Source organism: Kocuria sp. NBRC 114282, assembly GCF_030268385.1.
Taxonomy (GTDB): domain Bacteria; phylum Actinomycetota; class Actinomycetes; order Actinomycetales; family Micrococcaceae; genus Kocuria; species Kocuria palustris.
On sequence record NZ_BSQO01000001.1, the window covers coordinates 450096 to 464904 of the forward strand.

Consider the following 14809-nt stretch of genomic DNA (forward strand, 5'->3'; position numbering starts at 1 on the left):
ATTCAGCGCGCGGAGGGATCCGCCCCGGGGGCGCTCGGCGCGTCGTCGTCCGGGTCCTCCGAGCCCGGGGCCCGGTCCTGGTCGGACTGCGGCTCATCGGCCGGATCGTTGCCGGCCTGTTCCTCGCCGGGCTGCTCGCGGCGCTGCCGCTCGCGCTCGGCCTGGCGTCGCTGGCGGTCCAGCTGGCGCAGGAACTCGGGGTCGTCGTCCGGGCCCTTGCCGCGGGTGGGGACGGAGCCGGGGGAGGCGTAGCGCGGGCGGCCCAGCGTCAGCCACAGGATGCCGCCGATGACCGGCAGGAGCAGGATGATCGCCAGCCACGGACCGCGGCGCAGGCCGCGGATGTCGCGGGCGTCCGAGCGCGCGCAGTCGATCAGCGAGTAGATGATCACGCCCACAGCCAGAGCGATCACGCCGATGATGAGGATGGCTCGGATCATGTCTCCATCGTACGGGGAGGCCCGACCCCGCGATCAATCGCGACGGGGCCGCGACGTCCGGGCCCCGTCCTCAGCGCGCCGAGTGCACCGACTCCGGGCACTGAGCAGCGGACGACCCGCTCGCGGCCGCGGCCGTCGGCTTCGCGACCTCATCGGCGGTCGTCGCCTCCGAGACGCTCCCCGCATGCGAGCCGCTGCGATGCTGCAGGACCGACCAGCCGACGGCGGCCAGCCACAGGACGGCGATCCCCAGCAGCACGGCGTGGGAGACCGTCGCAGGGGCGTCCAGCGCATCCGCCCCGAGCAGGGTCCGGGCGTTGGTGAGCACGATCAGCCCGCCCACGGCCGGGCCGAGCACGCGCGAGGGGACGCAGCGGACCAGCGCGGCGGCGATGGGTGCTGCGATCGCGCCCCCGATCAGCAGGGCCAGCACCCAGGACCAGGTGATCCCCTGGCTGCCCAGGGAGAAGAGGAAGCCGAGCGAGGCGGCCACGGTGACCAGGAACTCCGCGGAGTTGATCGAGCCCACGACCTTCCGGGGCTCCAGGCGGCCGTCGGCGAGCAGGGCGGGCGTGCCGACGGGGCCCCAGCCGCCGCCTCCGGCGGCGTCCATGAAGCCGGCGAAGAGCCCGAGCGGGGCGAGCAGCCGTGCGGGGATGGCTCGTCCCAGTCGATCGCTGCGCAGGCCGCCGAGCGTGAAGCGCACCAGGATGAACAGGCCCAGGGCGAGCAGCACTGCGGACATGAAGGGCCTGGCGGCCGCGGCGTCGAGGTTCGACAGGGCCGTGGCCCCCAGGAAGGCGCCGATCGCGCCGGGAATGCCGATCTTGGCCACGACGCCCCAGTCGACGTTGCCGAAGCGCCAGTGGGAGAGCCCGGACACGAGCGTGGTCCCGACCTCGGCCAGGTGCACGGTGGCCGAGGCGGCAGCCGGGTTGGCCCCGATCGTGAGCAGCAGCGTGGAGGTCGTGACGCCATAGGCCATGCCCAGGCCGCCGTCCACGAGCTGGGCGGCCAGGCCGACGAGGGCGATGAGGACGAGCATGCGCATGCGGGACTCCCGGGCAGTGGGGTGGGGCGGATCGTTGACTCGGCAGCGCCGCGCGGGCGGGGCGAGCGCCGCTTCCGCAGCCGATCCACTATTCCCATCAGGATGATGGGATTTGCTGTGCGCGAGCATTCCAGGGCCCTGGGAAGGGCGTCAAAGTCCGTGAAACAATCGACACATGGAGATCTCCGCACGCGCCGAATACGCGATCAGGGCCATGCTCATGCTCGCCGAGGCGCACGCGGCGGGCACCGCCGCCATGCCCGCCCAGGAGCTGGCCCAGCGTCAGCAGCTGCCGGCCAAGTTCCTCGAGGTGGTCCTCGGGCAGCTGCGCCGCGGGGGGCTCGTCGTCAGCCGCCGCGGAGCCGCAGGCGGCTACCGGCTGGCCTCCCAGGCGCAGGAGATCACGATCGGCGCGGTGATCCGCACGGTGGAGGGGCCGCTGGCCGGCATCCGGGGGCAGCGCCCGTCGGACACCGCCTACACGGGTGCTGCTGAGCACCTGCCGGTCGTGTGGGTCGCGCTGCGCTCGGCCATGCGCCGGGTGCTCGACGAGGTCACGCTGGCAGATGTCCTGACCGGCGGCTTCCCGGAGCACGTGCGGGCCTTCGCCGAGGAGCCCGGAGCCTGGACGGACCGCTGGCCGATCGAGGGCGGGCGCTCGCAGGGCTGATGCCCATGCGCGCGCGGAGGCCGCATCCAGGGGCGGGCCTTAGGATGCTCCGGTGAACTTCCTGAAGTACTCCGCCCTGCGTCTGGCCATCCTCGCCGTCGCGTTCGTGCTGTTCATGGCACTGGACCTCGGCCTGATCTTCTCCGGCATCGCCGCCGTGATCGTGGCGTTCGCGGTGTGCTATCTCTTCTTCCCCAAGCTGCACATCGCCGCGAGCGAGGACCTCAACCGCGCGATCTCGCGCTCGCCCAAGCCCCGCAGACGAGAGCGCCTGCGCGACACCCAGGACGAGGACGCCGAGGCCGACGCCTACCGCCGCAGCCGCGGCGAGGACGACCTTCCCTGAGGATGCGGAAGGGGCCCGGGCGCACCAGCCCGGGCCCCTGAACGCGGCCGCTGAGGCCCTGAACGCAGGGCCGCCTGTCTCACAGGCTCTGGTGCGCCACCACGGCGATGAGGAACAGCACGGACCACACGAGGTTGAGGATCCCGCACTGCTTGAGCACCGGGATCAGCGCGGTGCGCTCGGTGGTACCCAGCACGGTGCGCGCGGCCATGATCGCCAGCGGGGCCGCCAGCAGCACCAGCAGGAACCACGGGTTCTGCGGGAGCAGGAACACATGCAGCGCGAAGGCCAGCCCGAGCTCGGCGGTGAAGACCACGCGGGCCCAGCGATCGCCCAGCCGCACGGCCAGGGTGCGCTTGCCGACCTCCTGGTCGCCGGGGATGTCGCGGATGTTGTTGGCCATCAGCAGCGCGCAGGCGAACAGTCCCGTGGCCACGGCGGCGATCCAGGCCTGCAGGTTCAGCTCGCCGGCCTGGGTCACGGCGGTGCACAGCACGGCCACGAGCCCGAAGTAGACGAACACCGCCGCATCGCCCAGCCCGCGGTAGCCGTAGGGCCAGGGGCCTCCGGTGTAGCCCCAGGCGGCCAGCACCGCGGAGGCGCCGATCACCAGGAACCACCACTGGCCTGACAGCGCCACCAGGGCGACGCCGGCCACCATGGCCAGCACGAAGCAGCCCAGCGCGGCAGCCAGCACCTGCCGCGGTGCGGCGGCCCCGGAGCCGACCAGGCGCATGGGGCCCACGCGGTCGTCGTCGGTGCCCTTGATGCCGTCCGAGTAGTCGTTGGCGTAGTTCACGCCGATCTGCAGCAGCAGCGCCACGGCGAAGGCCAGCAGCGCGCGCACCACGTCCGAGCCCCACATGGACTGGGCGGCGGCGGTCCCGGCGATGACCGGGGCCAGGGCCATGGGCAGGGTGCGCAGGCGCGCACCCTCGACCCACTGCGCAGGTGTAGCCACGAACAGGACCTCCTCGGCCGACGGCTGTGAACCGGCCCATCATTTCATGAGAACCCGACGGACCCGACCGCTGCTCAGCCGCTGACGCCCTCCAGCAGGCGGCGCACCTCGGCCCGATCCGGCTTGCCGGTGACGAGCATGGGCATCTGCGCCGCGATGAGCCAGCGCTTGGGAACGGCCGCAGCGCCCAGTGCTGAGCGGATCTCGGCGGACAGCCGCTCCCGCAGCGCGGTCTCCTCCCGCTGATGGGCGCTCGAGCGCGGGACGACGAGCGCGGCCACGGCCTGTCCCCACTGCGGATCCGGCACCCCGAGCACGACGGCCTGCTCGATCTCGGGATCGCGAAGCAGCTGCTGGGCCACCACGCCGGCCGAGACCTTGAGCCCGCCGGTAACCACGACGTCGTCGGCGCGACCGGCGATCTCCAGCAGCCGCCCGTCCCAGGTGCCGAGGTCATCGGTGCGGTACCAGCGCCGGCCGTCGATCAGGCGGACATGGCGGGCGGTCTGGGCATCGTCGTCGAGGTAGCCGGTCGTGACCGCGGCCCCGCCGAGCCAGATCCGCCCGGATCCCTCGGGCGCCAGCGGGGCGCGGCCCTGCGCAGGAGCCGGTGACGAGGACCCCTCCGAAGCCTCGATCCGGACCTCGATGCCGTCGAGCGGTCGGCCGTCGTACACGCAGCCGCCGCAGGTCTCCGACATCCCGTAGGTGGTGGCCACGCGGGCCCCGAGGGCGCGGGCGCGCTCAAGCAGCACGGGCGAGGCCGCCGAGCCTCCGAGCAGCACCGAGTCGAAGGATGCCAGCGCCCGGCGCACCGCGCGCCCGCCTGCCGGATCATCTGCGACCTCGACCAGTCGGGAGAGCTGGGTCGGCACGAGCGAGACGTGCCGGACCTCGTCCGTCATCCTCTCGGCGGCGCCCGCGAAGGCCTCCGCGCGGAAGGGTCCGTCGTCCATGATCACCGGCTCGGTCCCTGCAAGTGCCGATCGGGCCAGGACCTGGACACCGGCCACGTAGTGCGCGGGCAGGCACAGCAGCCACTGGCCGTGCCCGCCGGTGCGCACGGCTGTGGCCTCACCGGAGGCGCGCAGCGACTGCGCCTCGAGCACCGTGGCCTTGGGGCGCCCGGTCGAGCCCGAGGTCGAGACGACGACGGCCGGACCGGGCCGCGACAGCGCATCCCGGAGCCGCTCGAGCAGACCGGCCGCACCGCCGAGCCCGGGCAGGGCCTGAGGGCCGTCGAGGACAACGGCGTCCGAAGGCAGGTCCGCGGTGCGCGGCGCCGGCATCGCGCGACCGGGCAGCTCCTGCCCCGCAGAGGAGGTGTCCGCCACGGGGATCAGAAGTAGTACGGGTAGGACGACCAATCGGGATCGCGCTTGCCCAGGAAGGCATCGCGGCCCTCGACGGCCTCGTCGGTCATGTAGGCCAGGCGCGTGGCCTCACCGGCGAAGACCTGCTGCCCGACCATGCCGTCGTCCGGGAGGTTGAAGGCGTACTTGAGCATGCGGATCGCCTGCGGGGACTGCGCGCAGATCATGCGGCACCACTCGATGGCCGTGGCCTCGAGCTCGGAGTGCTCCACGACCTCGTTGACCGCGCCCATGCGGTGCATGTCCTGGGCGGAGTACTCGCGGGCCAGGAAGAAGATCTCGCGGGCGTTCTTCTGGCCCACCTGGCGGGCCAGCAGGGCGGAGCCGTAGCCGGCGTCGAAGGAGCCGACGGTGGCGTCGGTCTGCTTGAACCTCCCGTGCTCTGCCGAGGCCAGCGTGAGGTCGCAGACCACGTGCAGGGAGTGCCCGCCGCCTGCTGCCCAGCCGGAGACCGCGGCGATCACGGGCTTGGGCATGGTGCGGATCAGACGCTGGACCTCCAGGATGTGCAGGCGCCCGGCGCGGGCCGGATCCACCGACTCGGCGGTCTCGCCCTCGGCGTAGCGGTAGCCGTCGCGGCCGCGGATGCGCTGATCGCCGCCCGAGCAGAAGGCCCAGCCGCCGTCCTTGGCCGACGGGCCGTTGCCGGTGAGGATCACGGCGCCCACGTCCGAGCTCATGCGGGCGTGATCGAGCACGCGGTAGAGCTCGTCCACCGTCCCCGGGCGGAAGGCATTGCGGACCTCGGGGCGGTCGAAGGCCACCCGGACCCAGGGCAGGTCGCGCTCGAGGGCGCCGTCGGGTCCGCGCTGGACGCCGCGGTGGTAGGTGATGTCCGTCAGGTCCTCGAACCCTTCGACCGTGCGCCACTGCACGGGATCGAAGATCTCGGAGACCTGGCGGGAGAGCTGGGATGCGCTGGAGTCGTTCACAGCGGCCAGTCTACGAGCGCTCGCCGACGCCGGAACGGGCCCGCTGGGGCCGTCGACGCCCGCGGAGCTGCTGCCGCACGGCAGATGGGAGACTGGCCGGATGATGGATCTGGATCTCGAGCGCCTCGGCGCGGACCTGCCCTTCGCGCAGGCCGTCCCGCGGCTGCGGGCGGCGCTGGCCGGCCACGGAGTCGCCGTCGTGGAGGCGCCTCCGGGCACCGGCAAGACCACGCTCGCCCCGCCGGCGGCGGCCCTCGAGCTCGGGGCGGATGCGCGCAGCAGGGTCGTCGTCGTGCAGCCGCGGCGGGTGGCCGCGCGGGCCGCGGCCCAGCGGCTGGCCCAGCTGAGCGGAACGAGGCTCGGCGAGCTGTCCGGGCTCACCGTGCGCGGGCAGCGCGAGGTCGGCTCGGGGACTGCCATCGAGTTCGTGACCCCGGGCGTGCTGATCGGGCGCCTGCTGGCGGACCCGGAGCTGAGCGGGACCCGAGCGATCGTGCTCGACGAGGTCCACGAGCGCGGCCTGGAGATCGACCTGCTGCTGGGCATGGTCCTGGAGCTGCGGCAGCTGCGCGAGGACCTGGCCCTGATCGTCATGTCCGCCACCCTCGACGCCGGATCCTTCCGCGACCTGATCGGGCAGGCGCTCGGGCTGGACGAGGTCCCGCTCGTGGACAGCCTGGCGGTCGAGCACCCCCTCGAGGTCCGCTGGGCTCCGGGGACGGGGCCGCGGCTCGACGAGCGCGGCGTGCGGCGGGAGTTCCTGGACCACGTGGCCCGCACGGCGCATCGGGAGCACGAGCGCGGCCTGGCCCAGGACCCTGGCCTCGACGCCCTCGTCTTCCTGCCCGGGGCCGGGGAGGTCTCCCACGTGGCTTCTCGGCTCCGGGAGCTCTCGGAGGCCGAGGTGCTCGAGCTGCATGGGCGCATCCCCGCGCACGAGCAGAACCTCGCGGTGGCCGGGCGCGAGCCGGACGGCCGCCCCCGGATCGTTGTCTCCACGGCCCTGGCCGAGTCCTCGCTGACGGTGCCCGGGGTGCGCCTGGTGATCGATGCCGGTCTCTCGCGCGAGCCGCGCAGGGACGCGGTGCGCCGCATGTCCGGGCTCGTCACGGTCTCGGCCTCTCGGGCCTCGGGACGGCAGCGGGCGGGCCGTGCCGCGCGCACCGGTCCCGGAGCGGTCGTGCGCTGCTACGACGAGTCGGCGTGGGCGGCCATGCCCGAGCGCGCCGTCCCGGAGATCCGCACGGCCGATCTGACCTCCGCAGCACTCGTGCTGTCCTGCTGGGGAGCCCCGGGAGGCGAGGGCATGGCCCTGCTGGATCCGCCTGCGCCCCGGGCCCTGGCCGATGCTCACCGCACGCTGCGCTCGCTGGAGGCCCTCGACGAGGACCTGCGTCCCACTGCCGTCGGCCGCCGCCTGGCGGGGCTGCCGCTGGATCCGCGCTGGGGCCGCGCTCTGCTCGTCGGCGCACAGTCGGTGGAGGAGTCCACGGCCGCCGAGATCGTGGCGGCCGTCGCCGACGACCACCGGGCCCCCGACGGCGACCTCGCCGGTCTGCTGCGCGAGCTGCGCCGCGGGCAGCATTCGGGCTCCCGGCGCTGGCAGGCCGAGGCTCGACGGCTGCGCTCGCTGATCGCGGGAACGGCTGTGGAGCCGTCTGGCGAGTCGCCTGGCCCCGAGCCGCAGCGGCGACGAGCCGATCCCGAGGCGAGCCGAGAGCCCGCCGCTCACGCCCCTGCCGATGCCCAGGAGGTCCTCGGGCTGGTGGTGGGCCTGGCCTTCCCCGAGCGGATCGCCCGGCGGATGGATGAGCGCGGCGAGCAGTGGCTGCTGGCCTCGGGGACCCGCGCCGGCCTGCCTCGCGAGTCCCCGCTGGTCCACGAGCAGTGGCTGGCCGTCGCCGATGTCACGCGCTCGCAGGCCTCGGCCGCCGCGGGCACCGGGGCCCTGATCCGCGCTGCCGCCGGGCTGGAGCGGGCCACGGCCGAGCGCGCCGCGGGTCGACTGCACCGGCGCGAGCTGTCCGTGCGCTTCGTCGACGGGCGGGCCAGGGCTCGCGACGTCGAGTCGCTGGGGGCCATCGAGCTCGCGGCCACCCCGGCGCGCCCGGACCCCGAGCAGGCCGCCGAGGCGATCGGCCGTGCGCTCGAGGAGCAGGGCCCGGCGCTGCTGGAGATGTCCGAGCAGGCGCTGCAGCTGCGCGCTCGGATGGCGGCCTGCCACCGGCACCTGGGCGAGCCCTGGCCGGCCATGGACGACGACTCCCTGGGAGCCCAGGCGCAGGTCTGGCTCGGCCCGGAGCTCGCGGCGCTGGCACGAGGGGCCTCGGTGCGCTCGATCGACACCGTCTCGGCTCTGCGACGGCTGCTGCCCTGGCCGGAGGCCTCGCGCTTCGAGGAGCTGGCCCCGCAGCGGCTGGCCGTGCCGTCGGGCGCCTCGCACCGGATCCTGTGGCCGCAGCAGTGGGAGTCCGAGGAGGTCGCGCTCACCGACCAGGAGGAGCAGGCCGGCAGCGGGCGCGGGCAGGTCCCGCAGCCGATCGTGCGGGTCAAGCTCCAGGAGTGCTTCGGCCTGGCGGAGTCGCCCCGGCTGCTCGACGGTCGTCTGCCGGTGCTCTTCCACCTGCTCTCCCCGGCCGGGCGGGAACTGGCGATCACGGCCGATCTGGCCTCGTTCTGGGACGGGCCGTACCGCCAGGTCCGCGCCGAGATGCGCGGGCGCTATCCCAAGCACCCGTGGCCGGAGGACCCGTGGGCCGCCCAGGCCACCGCCAGGACCCGTCGGCGCGGCTGAAGCCGGCAGCGGCGCGGGAGGCTCTGCCGGGACCTGGCCCGGAGTCGGACAGGGGGCCCGGGACGATGCTCATCGTCCCGGGCCCCCTGAGGCTTCAGCGCAGCTGGATCGCTCAGCCGTTGTGCGCCCACGGCGCAGGCGGGGTGCCGCCCTCGGCGGCGCCGGTGGCCCGAGCGGAGCCGTCCGCGTCCTGCGCAGAGCTCGCACCGGCCTGGCCCGGCGCCGAGGCCGCACCTGCGGCACGGGGAGCTTCGAGCTCGGAGTGGCCCTCCGGCAGGCCCTCGCGGGAGCGGGCGACGGCGGCGTCGAAGTGGTCGTCGATGCCCGGCTCGTTGCTGTAGGTGGCCAGGGAGACCAGCACGGCCACGATGAGCGCGGCGGCGAAGCCAGGGATGATCTCGTACAGATCCGCCCACGGGGTCGAGGGCCAGATCAGCACGACGGCCGCGCCGACCACCATGGAGGCGGTGGCGCCGTAGCCGGTGAGCTTCTTCCAGTACAGCGACAGCAGCACGATCGGGCCGAAGGCCGCGCCGAAGCCGGCCCAGGCGAAGCCGACCAGGGCCAGGATCGATTCGGACGGGTTCAGGGCCATGAGCGCGGCGACGACCGCCACGACGAACACGGCGGCGCGGGAGACCCACAGCGACGAGCGACCGGTCAGAGGGCGGCGGCGCAGCAGCAGCATGAGGTCCTCCACGAACGCGGAGGCGGTGACCACGAGCTGCGAGGACAGCGTGGACATGATCGCGGCGAGCACGGCGGCCAGCACGAGCCCGGCCACGAACGCCGGGAACAGGCCGATCGCGGAGTCCAGGAACACGGTCTCGGCAGTCTCGGAGTTGGTGAGGCTCACGCGTCCGCGCTCCACCAGCGGGATCGCGAACAGGGCGGTGAGGATCGCGCCGATCGCGCACAGGGCCATCCACACGATGTTCCAGCGGCGCCCGGAGACGGCCTCGTGGTGGCTGCGCAGGGCCATGAAGCGCACCAGGATGTGCGGCTGGCCGAAGTAGCCGAGGAACCAGGCGAACAGCGAGATCGCGCCGATGGCGCCGCCGGCCGCGCTCCAGTCGAAGAGGTTCCAGGCGCCGGGGTGGACCTCGTCCACGCGCTGGACGATGGTCGCCGGGCCGCCGGCGATGATCATGGTCACGACGGGCACCGCCAGCAGGGCCAGGAACATCAGGGTGCCCTGCACGAAGTCGGTGAAGCTGGCGCCCAGGAATCCGCCGATCAGCGTGTAGAGGATCGTGACCGCGGCGATGACCAGCATGCCGATCAGGTAGGTCTCGCTGTTGGACCAGCCGAAGCTCTGCTCGAGGGCACCGCCGAACGAGGCCGCCGCGAAGTTGCCGCCGGCGACCATGCCGGAGGAGATGTAGAACGTGAAGAAGATGAGGATGACCAGTCCCGAGACCACCCGCAGCATCCGGCCGCCGCGCACCAGGCGGTTGCCGAAGTAGGAGGGGAGGGTGATGGCATTGCCGTACTGCTCGGTGAACAGGCGCAGTCGCGGGGCCACGACCTTCCAGTTGACCCAGGCTCCCAACGTCAGGCCGATGGCGATCCAGGACTGTGCCATGCCGCCGAGGTAGAGCGCTCCGGGCAGGCCCATGAGCAGCCAGCCGGACATGTCGGAGGCGCCGGCGGACAGCGCGGCGACCGGGGCGGGCAGATCACGCCCGCCGATCATGTAGTCGTCCTTGTCATTGGTGCGCGTGGACGCCCAGAGGCCGATGCCGACCATCGCCAGGAAGTACAGGGCGATGGCGGCCATCATCCACCAGAAGCCGGATCCTGCTTCGATCATGGGTTCCTCTCCGCCTCGGTGCGGATGGGGCGCGCAGCGGCGTCCATCGATCGTCCGGGCGTGTTCTCCGAATCGGGAAGTGCGGGGGTTGCGGGCAGCGGGGCCGCTCAAGCGGGTCGCGCGAGATCGTGCGGTCCTGCGGGTCGGGCTGCGGAAGGCCAGCAGCCCGGACCGCGGTGGGCGAGTGCGAGGCAGCGCCCAAGCGCGGACAAAACGACTGAAAGGATACGGGAAGGTCGCTCATCGCCCCCCCCGATATGACGCAGATATGCCGCTCTGACCTGGGGCGATGAAAAGCTTGACAGGTTGTGTCCAGGTGGTGTCGGGGCGTCGCTCAGCCGGTCTCGGCGGCCCGGCGCGGGGGGTCCAGGATCCAGGGGCCCTGGTCCAGGCGCACCTCGTCGAAGCGCTCGAGCACATCGGAAGCCGTGCGGATGCCGTCGCCGAGCCCCAGGGAGGCTCCGATCCAGCCCATCGCCTCACCCGGCCCCACCCCCAGGCCGCGCAGGTCCGCCAGGCTCACGGCGCCGTCGCGCTTGGCCAGGCGGTCGCCGTCGGGATTGAGCACGAGGGGGACGTGGATCCACTGCGGCTCGGGCAGCCCGAGCAGCTGCGCCAGATGGGCCTGCCTGGGCGCGGAGGACAGCAGGTCGTCGCCGCGCACCACCTGATCGACGCCCTGATGGGCGTCGTCGACGACGACCGCGAGGTTGTAGGCGGGGCGGCCGTCGTTGCGCACGAGAACGAAGTCGTCGACGGCAGCGGTGTGCTCGCCCAGCAGGCGGTCGCGGACGGTCGCGGAATCCGTCTGGGCGCGCAGTCGCAGCGCGGCCGGGCGCTCGGCGCGGCGGGCATCGCGCTGGGCGGGCGTCAGATCGCGGCAGGTGCCCGGATAGGCCCCCGGCGCCCCGTGCGGCGCGCCGCCTGAGGCCTCGATCTCCTCGCGGATCTCGCGGCGCGTGCAGAAGCACTCGTAGACCAGATCGCGCTCGCGCAGCCTGTCGACGGCCTGGAGGTGGGCCGGGATCCGCTGCGACTGCACGAGCACGGGCTCCTGCCAGTCCAGGCCGATCGCGGCCAGGTCCTCGAGCTGGCGCTCGGCCGCGCCCTCCTTGACGCGGTCGAGGTCCTCGAGGCGCAGCGCGAACCCGCGGCCGTCGGCGCGGGCGATCGCCCAGGCCAGCACGGCGGTGCGCAGGTTGCCCAGGTGGAGGTCCCCGGAGGGGGAGGGCGCGTAGCGCCCGGATCCGCGGCTCAGCATGGCCACCACCGTAGGCCACGCGCGGTGCGGCACCGTACGCTGGACGGGTGAGCTCCCTCAGCGAAGTCGGCGACGACATCCATGTCATCACCACGGAGAACTGGCGCCTGAACTCGGGCCTGGTCGTGGGGTCCTCGCGCGCGCTCGTGATCGACACCGGCGCCGGGCCGCGGCAGGGACGCGAGATCCTCGAGGCCGTGCGCACGGTGACCCAGCTGCCGCTCGTGGTGCTGAACACCCACGCCCACTACGACCACTACATGGGCAACGCGGTCTTCGAGCGGGCCGGAGTCACCGAGTTCTGGTCGCACCGCGACGCCGCCGCGGCCATCGGCACCCACGGCGACTTCCAGCGCTCCTTCGTGGGAGTCCTGGAGCCGGAGATGGGGGAGGGCAAGGGTCTGGGGACGCGGATCGTGGTGCCGCAGCGGCACCTGCCCGGCACCGGTCTGCGCCCCGCGCTGAGCCGGATCGACCTGGGCGGTCGGCACGTGGTCGTGTTCTCGGTGGGACGGGCGCACACGGACAACGACATCTTCGCGGGCGTGGACGAGGTCCTGTTCGCCGGCGACGTGGTGGAGCAGGGTGCGGATCCGGCCTTCGAGGACGCCTATCCGCACGAATGGGTGCGGGCCCTGGAGCAGATCGCGGATCTGGAGCGCTACTCGGTGGTCGTGCCGGGCCACGGCTCCCCGGTATCGCGCGGCGCGGTGCGGGACATGGCCGAGAACATGGCCGCGGCGATCGAGCGCCTGGATGCGCCTGCGGCCCCGGTGCAGGACGCCGCCGGTCCGGTGACCGCCGCGCTGTACCAGCTGCCCTACGGGGCGGCGGCCTCCAGGATCCTGCTGGACCGGCTGGCCGTCATCGCCGGCGCGGGCGCATAGCCCGCACCATCTGCTGGGCCGAGAGCAGGGAGGCGCTCAGCACGCCCAGGGCGCCGAAGGCCAGTGCCAGGCCCGGTGCCGGGATCGTCTGCTGAGCCGTCAAGGCCAGGATCGTGAGCCCGGCCCCCAGCACGAACAGGACCAGCAGCGTGAGGCCGCGCTGCGGGACCCAGGGCTCGGCCGGGATCAGCGCGCGCAGCACCAGGGATCCGAGCACGAACCAGCCGGCGACCAGCAGCACGGACACGGCGGCATCGGCGGGCCGGTGCCAGCCGTTGATGACCGTCCCCACCCCGGCCACAGTGACTGCCGCAGCGCCCAGCAGCGCCCACGCCTTGCGCTGGCGCGCGGGAGCGACCATGACGACGACCGCCACGGCTGCCGCTGCTGCGGCGGTGTGCCCGGAGGGCAGGGAGTTCTGGGCCGACTCCTGGATCCCGTAGGCGGTCTTGTCCAGCAGGCTGTGCTTGAGCAGCTGGACGGAGGCCAGGGCCGGCACCGCGGTGAGCACGGCGATCACCAGCGGGATCCAGCGGCGGTTCGAGGCGGCCAGGATCAGTGAGATCACAGCGGAGGCCGCGCAGGTGATGAGGGTGGCCGAGGCGAGCAGGCCGGTCACCGTGGAGGGGAGGCGTTCGTTGACCGCAGAGGCCTGGCGCAGGGCGACCTCATCCACCCACTGCCCGTTCACCGTGCGCAGCGCGGCCCAGGCGATCAGCCCGGCCAGGGCGAAGAGCACGCCTGCGCGCACCAGCTGGCCCACTGCGGAGCCGACCGTGAGATCGCGCCGCGGCTGCGGGCGGTGCTCGCCGCCGTACTGGTAGGCGGCCTGGCCCGGGTAGTCGGGGCGATCGTCGATGCGCTGCGGGGCCCAGACCTGCTGCCGCTGCAGCGGAGCCGTCGGCGCAGGGACCCCGGCGACGAGCCGGGTCTCCTGCGCCGTGTCGGGCCTCATCCGGTGGTGCTCGACCCCGAGATGCTCGCCCTGCGGGTGCCGATCCTGCGCCGCGGAGTGGCGGTCGCCCCGCTGTCCTCGCTGCGGATCGGTCTCAGCCGGAATGTAGGTCACGCTCGTCGTCCCCTGATCGACACTGCCTGATCGCCCAGGCTTGGGAAGGGCCCCAGTGTGGCATCGGAGCCTTCGCGGATCCTGGGACCGAGCCTCGGATTCCCGAGGACTCGGGCGCAGCCCCTGCGCGGCCCGGCCCTAGGCTGGATCCATGTCCCGAACCGAGCCCCTGGCCTTCAGCCCCCTGCCGCAGCCGCTGCCCTCCCTCGAGGAGGTGCTTGAGGACGCCGCGGTCGTGGACCTGCCGATGACCTCGCGCTTCCGCGGTCTGCAGCGCCGCGAATCCATGCTGGTGCGCGGTCCGCAGGGCTGGGCCGAGTTCGCCGCCTTCCACGAGTACGACGATGCCGAGGCTCTGGCCTGGTGGCGCTGCGCCCTCGAGGTCGCCTGGCTCGGGCTGCCGCGGCCGCGGCGCACGACCGTCTCGGTCAATGCCACCGTCCCGGCGGTGCCCGCCGCGGAGGTCCCCCGCGTGCTGGCCCGCTACGGGGAGGGCATCGCCGCGGTGAAGGTCAAGGTGGCCGAGCACGGCCAGTCGCTGGCCGACGACGACGCCCGCGTGGCCGCCGTGCGCGCGGTCCTGCCGGAGGCCGCGCTGCGCGTGGATGCCAACGCCGGGTGGGGCCCCGAGGAGGCGGTCGAGGCGCTGATCCGGCTGGCCCGCCACGGGCTCGAGTACGCCGAGCAGCCCAGCCCCGGGATCGAGGGCCTGGCCCGCGTGCGCAGCGAGCTGCGCGGCCGCGGGGAGCCCCTGCCGATCGCCGCGGACGAGTCCGTGCGCAAGGCCGAGGATCCGCTCGCGGTGGCCCGAGCCGAGGCCGCCGATCTGATCGTCATCAAGGCCGCTCCGCTGGGCGGGGCGCGACGGGCGCTCGCGGTCGTCGAGCAGGCCGGGCTGCCGGCCGTGGTGAGCTCCGCCCTCGAGACGAGCGTGGGCCTCAGCGCGGGTCTCGCCCTGGCCGCAGCGCTGCCCGAGCTGCCGTACGCGTGCGGGCTCGGCACGGCAGCGCTGCTGGCCGAGGACGTGACGGGCAGCCCGCTGCTGCCGAGCGGCGGCGTCCTGCCGGTGGGCCCCGTCGCCGCCGATCCGGAGCTGCTGGCCCGGCACCGGGCCTCGCCGCAGCGCGAGCAGTGGTGGCGAGACCGCGCTCGCCGGGTGCACGGCCTGCTCGAGCGGACCGAAGCGCAGCATCGCGCCTGATCGGAGCCCCC

General features: G+C 73.6%; 14 protein-coding genes. 6 read left to right on the top strand and 8 right to left on the bottom strand.

Features of this window, described 5'->3' with window-relative positions; genetic code table 11:
• Window positions 1-2 precede the first annotated feature (2 nt).
• Together QSJ40_RS02045 and QSJ40_RS02050 are read right to left on the bottom strand one after the other, a co-directional pair.
• Window positions 3-440, bottom strand: a complete 438-nt coding sequence (locus QSJ40_RS02045; protein ID WP_251714539.1) for a PLD nuclease N-terminal domain-containing protein — start codon at window positions 438-440, stop codon at window positions 3-5.
• 70 nt (window positions 441-510) lie between these two features.
• Window positions 511-1491 carry a sulfite exporter TauE/SafE family protein gene (locus QSJ40_RS02050; protein ID WP_251714540.1) on the bottom strand — a complete coding sequence of 327 codons (981 nt, stop codon included), beginning with the start codon at window positions 1489-1491 and terminating at the stop codon, window positions 511-513.
• 175 nt (window positions 1492-1666) lie between these two features.
• On the opposite strand from QSJ40_RS02050, the gene QSJ40_RS02055 reads away from it, so the two are divergent.
• Together QSJ40_RS02055 and QSJ40_RS02060 are read left to right on the top strand one after the other, a co-directional pair.
• Window positions 1667-2161 (top strand): RrF2 family transcriptional regulator, encoded by a 495-nt coding sequence (locus QSJ40_RS02055; protein WP_006213752.1) that lies wholly within the window; start codon window positions 1667-1669, stop codon window positions 2159-2161.
• Between the two features lie 52 nt (window positions 2162-2213).
• Window positions 2214-2507, top strand: a complete 294-nt coding sequence (locus QSJ40_RS02060; RefSeq protein WP_053447860.1) for a DUF4229 domain-containing protein — start codon at window positions 2214-2216, stop codon at window positions 2505-2507.
• Between the two features lie 79 nt (window positions 2508-2586).
• Here QSJ40_RS02060 and QSJ40_RS02065 read toward each other — a convergent pair whose 3' ends face one another.
• The 3 genes from QSJ40_RS02065 to QSJ40_RS02075 all read right to left on the bottom strand — a co-directional run bounded on the left by QSJ40_RS02065 (window position 2587) and on the right by QSJ40_RS02075 (window position 5773).
• Window positions 2587-3468: a 1,4-dihydroxy-2-naphthoate polyprenyltransferase gene (locus tag QSJ40_RS02065; protein ID WP_285728442.1), complete on the bottom strand. Its 882-nt coding sequence runs from the start codon at window positions 3466-3468 to the stop codon at window positions 2587-2589.
• A 74-nt stretch (window positions 3469-3542) separates the two neighbouring features.
• Entirely contained in the window at window positions 3543-4802 is a 1260-nt protein-coding gene (locus QSJ40_RS02070) for an AMP-binding protein (protein ID WP_285728443.1), read from the bottom strand.
• A gap of 5 nt (window positions 4803-4807) precedes the next feature.
• Complete coding sequence (locus QSJ40_RS02075) at window positions 4808-5773, bottom strand: 1,4-dihydroxy-2-naphthoyl-CoA synthase (RefSeq protein WP_006213747.1); 966 nt, start codon at window positions 5771-5773, stop codon at window positions 4808-4810.
• 100 nt (window positions 5774-5873) lie between these two features.
• Between QSJ40_RS02075 and hrpB the strand changes: the two genes are divergently transcribed.
• Window positions 5874-8567, top strand: coding sequence for an ATP-dependent helicase HrpB (hrpB, locus tag QSJ40_RS02080; RefSeq protein WP_285728444.1), 2694 nt, complete (start codon window positions 5874-5876; stop codon window positions 8565-8567).
• 112 nt (window positions 8568-8679) lie between these two features.
• On the opposite strand, the gene putP is transcribed toward hrpB, so the two are convergent.
• Window positions 8680-10380 (bottom strand): sodium/proline symporter PutP, encoded by a 1701-nt coding sequence (putP, locus tag QSJ40_RS02085; protein ID WP_053448322.1) that lies wholly within the window; start codon window positions 10378-10380, stop codon window positions 8680-8682.
• Window positions 10381-10714: 334 nt separating this feature from the next.
• A complete protein-coding gene (gene gluQRS, locus QSJ40_RS02090) occupies window positions 10715-11641 on the bottom strand; it encodes a tRNA glutamyl-Q(34) synthetase GluQRS (RefSeq protein WP_058871847.1) in 927 nt (308 codons plus the stop codon).
• A 47-nt stretch (window positions 11642-11688) separates the two neighbouring features.
• Between gluQRS and QSJ40_RS02095 the strand changes: the two genes are divergently transcribed.
• On the top strand, window positions 11689-12528 hold the full coding sequence (locus QSJ40_RS02095; protein WP_006213741.1) for an MBL fold metallo-hydrolase: 840 nt from the start codon (window positions 11689-11691) through the stop codon (window positions 12526-12528).
• Here QSJ40_RS02095 and QSJ40_RS02100 read toward each other — a convergent pair.
• On the bottom strand, window positions 12506-13483 hold the full coding sequence (locus QSJ40_RS02100) for a phosphatase PAP2 family protein (protein WP_144421669.1): 978 nt from the start codon (window positions 13481-13483) through the stop codon (window positions 12506-12508). The genes QSJ40_RS02095 and QSJ40_RS02100 overlap by 23 nt on opposite strands.
• 6 nt (window positions 13484-13489) lie before the next feature.
• On the opposite strand from QSJ40_RS02100, the gene QSJ40_RS02105 reads away from it, so the two are divergent.
• Window positions 13490-13627: a hypothetical protein gene (locus QSJ40_RS02105; RefSeq protein ID WP_155930972.1), complete on the top strand. Its 138-nt coding sequence runs from the start codon at window positions 13490-13492 to the stop codon at window positions 13625-13627.
• Window positions 13628-13748: 121 nt separating this feature from the next.
• Entirely contained in the window at window positions 13749-14798 is a 1050-nt protein-coding gene (locus QSJ40_RS02110; RefSeq protein ID WP_200904741.1) for an o-succinylbenzoate synthase, read from the top strand.
• The last annotated feature ends 11 nt before the right edge of the window (window positions 14799-14809 follow it).

Excerpts from the sequence above, each read along its gene's own strand:
- QSJ40_RS02055 (WP_006213752.1), top strand. The coding sequence starts at position 1,667 with ATGGAGATCTCCGCACGCGCCGAATACGCGATCAGGGCCATGCTCATG.
- putP (WP_053448322.1), bottom strand. The coding sequence starts at position 10,380 with ATGATCGAAGCAGGATCCGGCTTCTGGTGGATGATGGCCGCCATCGCC.
- QSJ40_RS02100 (WP_144421669.1), bottom strand. The coding sequence starts at position 13,483 with ATGAGGCCCGACACGGCGCAGGAGACCCGGCTCGTCGCCGGGGTCCCT.
- hrpB (WP_285728444.1), top strand. The coding sequence starts at position 5,874 with ATGATGGATCTGGATCTCGAGCGCCTCGGCGCGGACCTGCCCTTCGCG.
- QSJ40_RS02050 (WP_251714540.1), bottom strand. The coding sequence starts at position 1,491 with ATGCGCATGCTCGTCCTCATCGCCCTCGTCGGCCTGGCCGCCCAGCTC.
- gluQRS (WP_058871847.1), bottom strand. The coding sequence starts at position 11,641 with ATGCTGAGCCGCGGATCCGGGCGCTACGCGCCCTCCCCCTCCGGGGAC.
- QSJ40_RS02110 (WP_200904741.1), top strand. The coding sequence starts at position 13,749 with ATGTCCCGAACCGAGCCCCTGGCCTTCAGCCCCCTGCCGCAGCCGCTG.
- QSJ40_RS02045 (WP_251714539.1), bottom strand. The coding sequence starts at position 440 with ATGATCCGAGCCATCCTCATCATCGGCGTGATCGCTCTGGCTGTGGGC.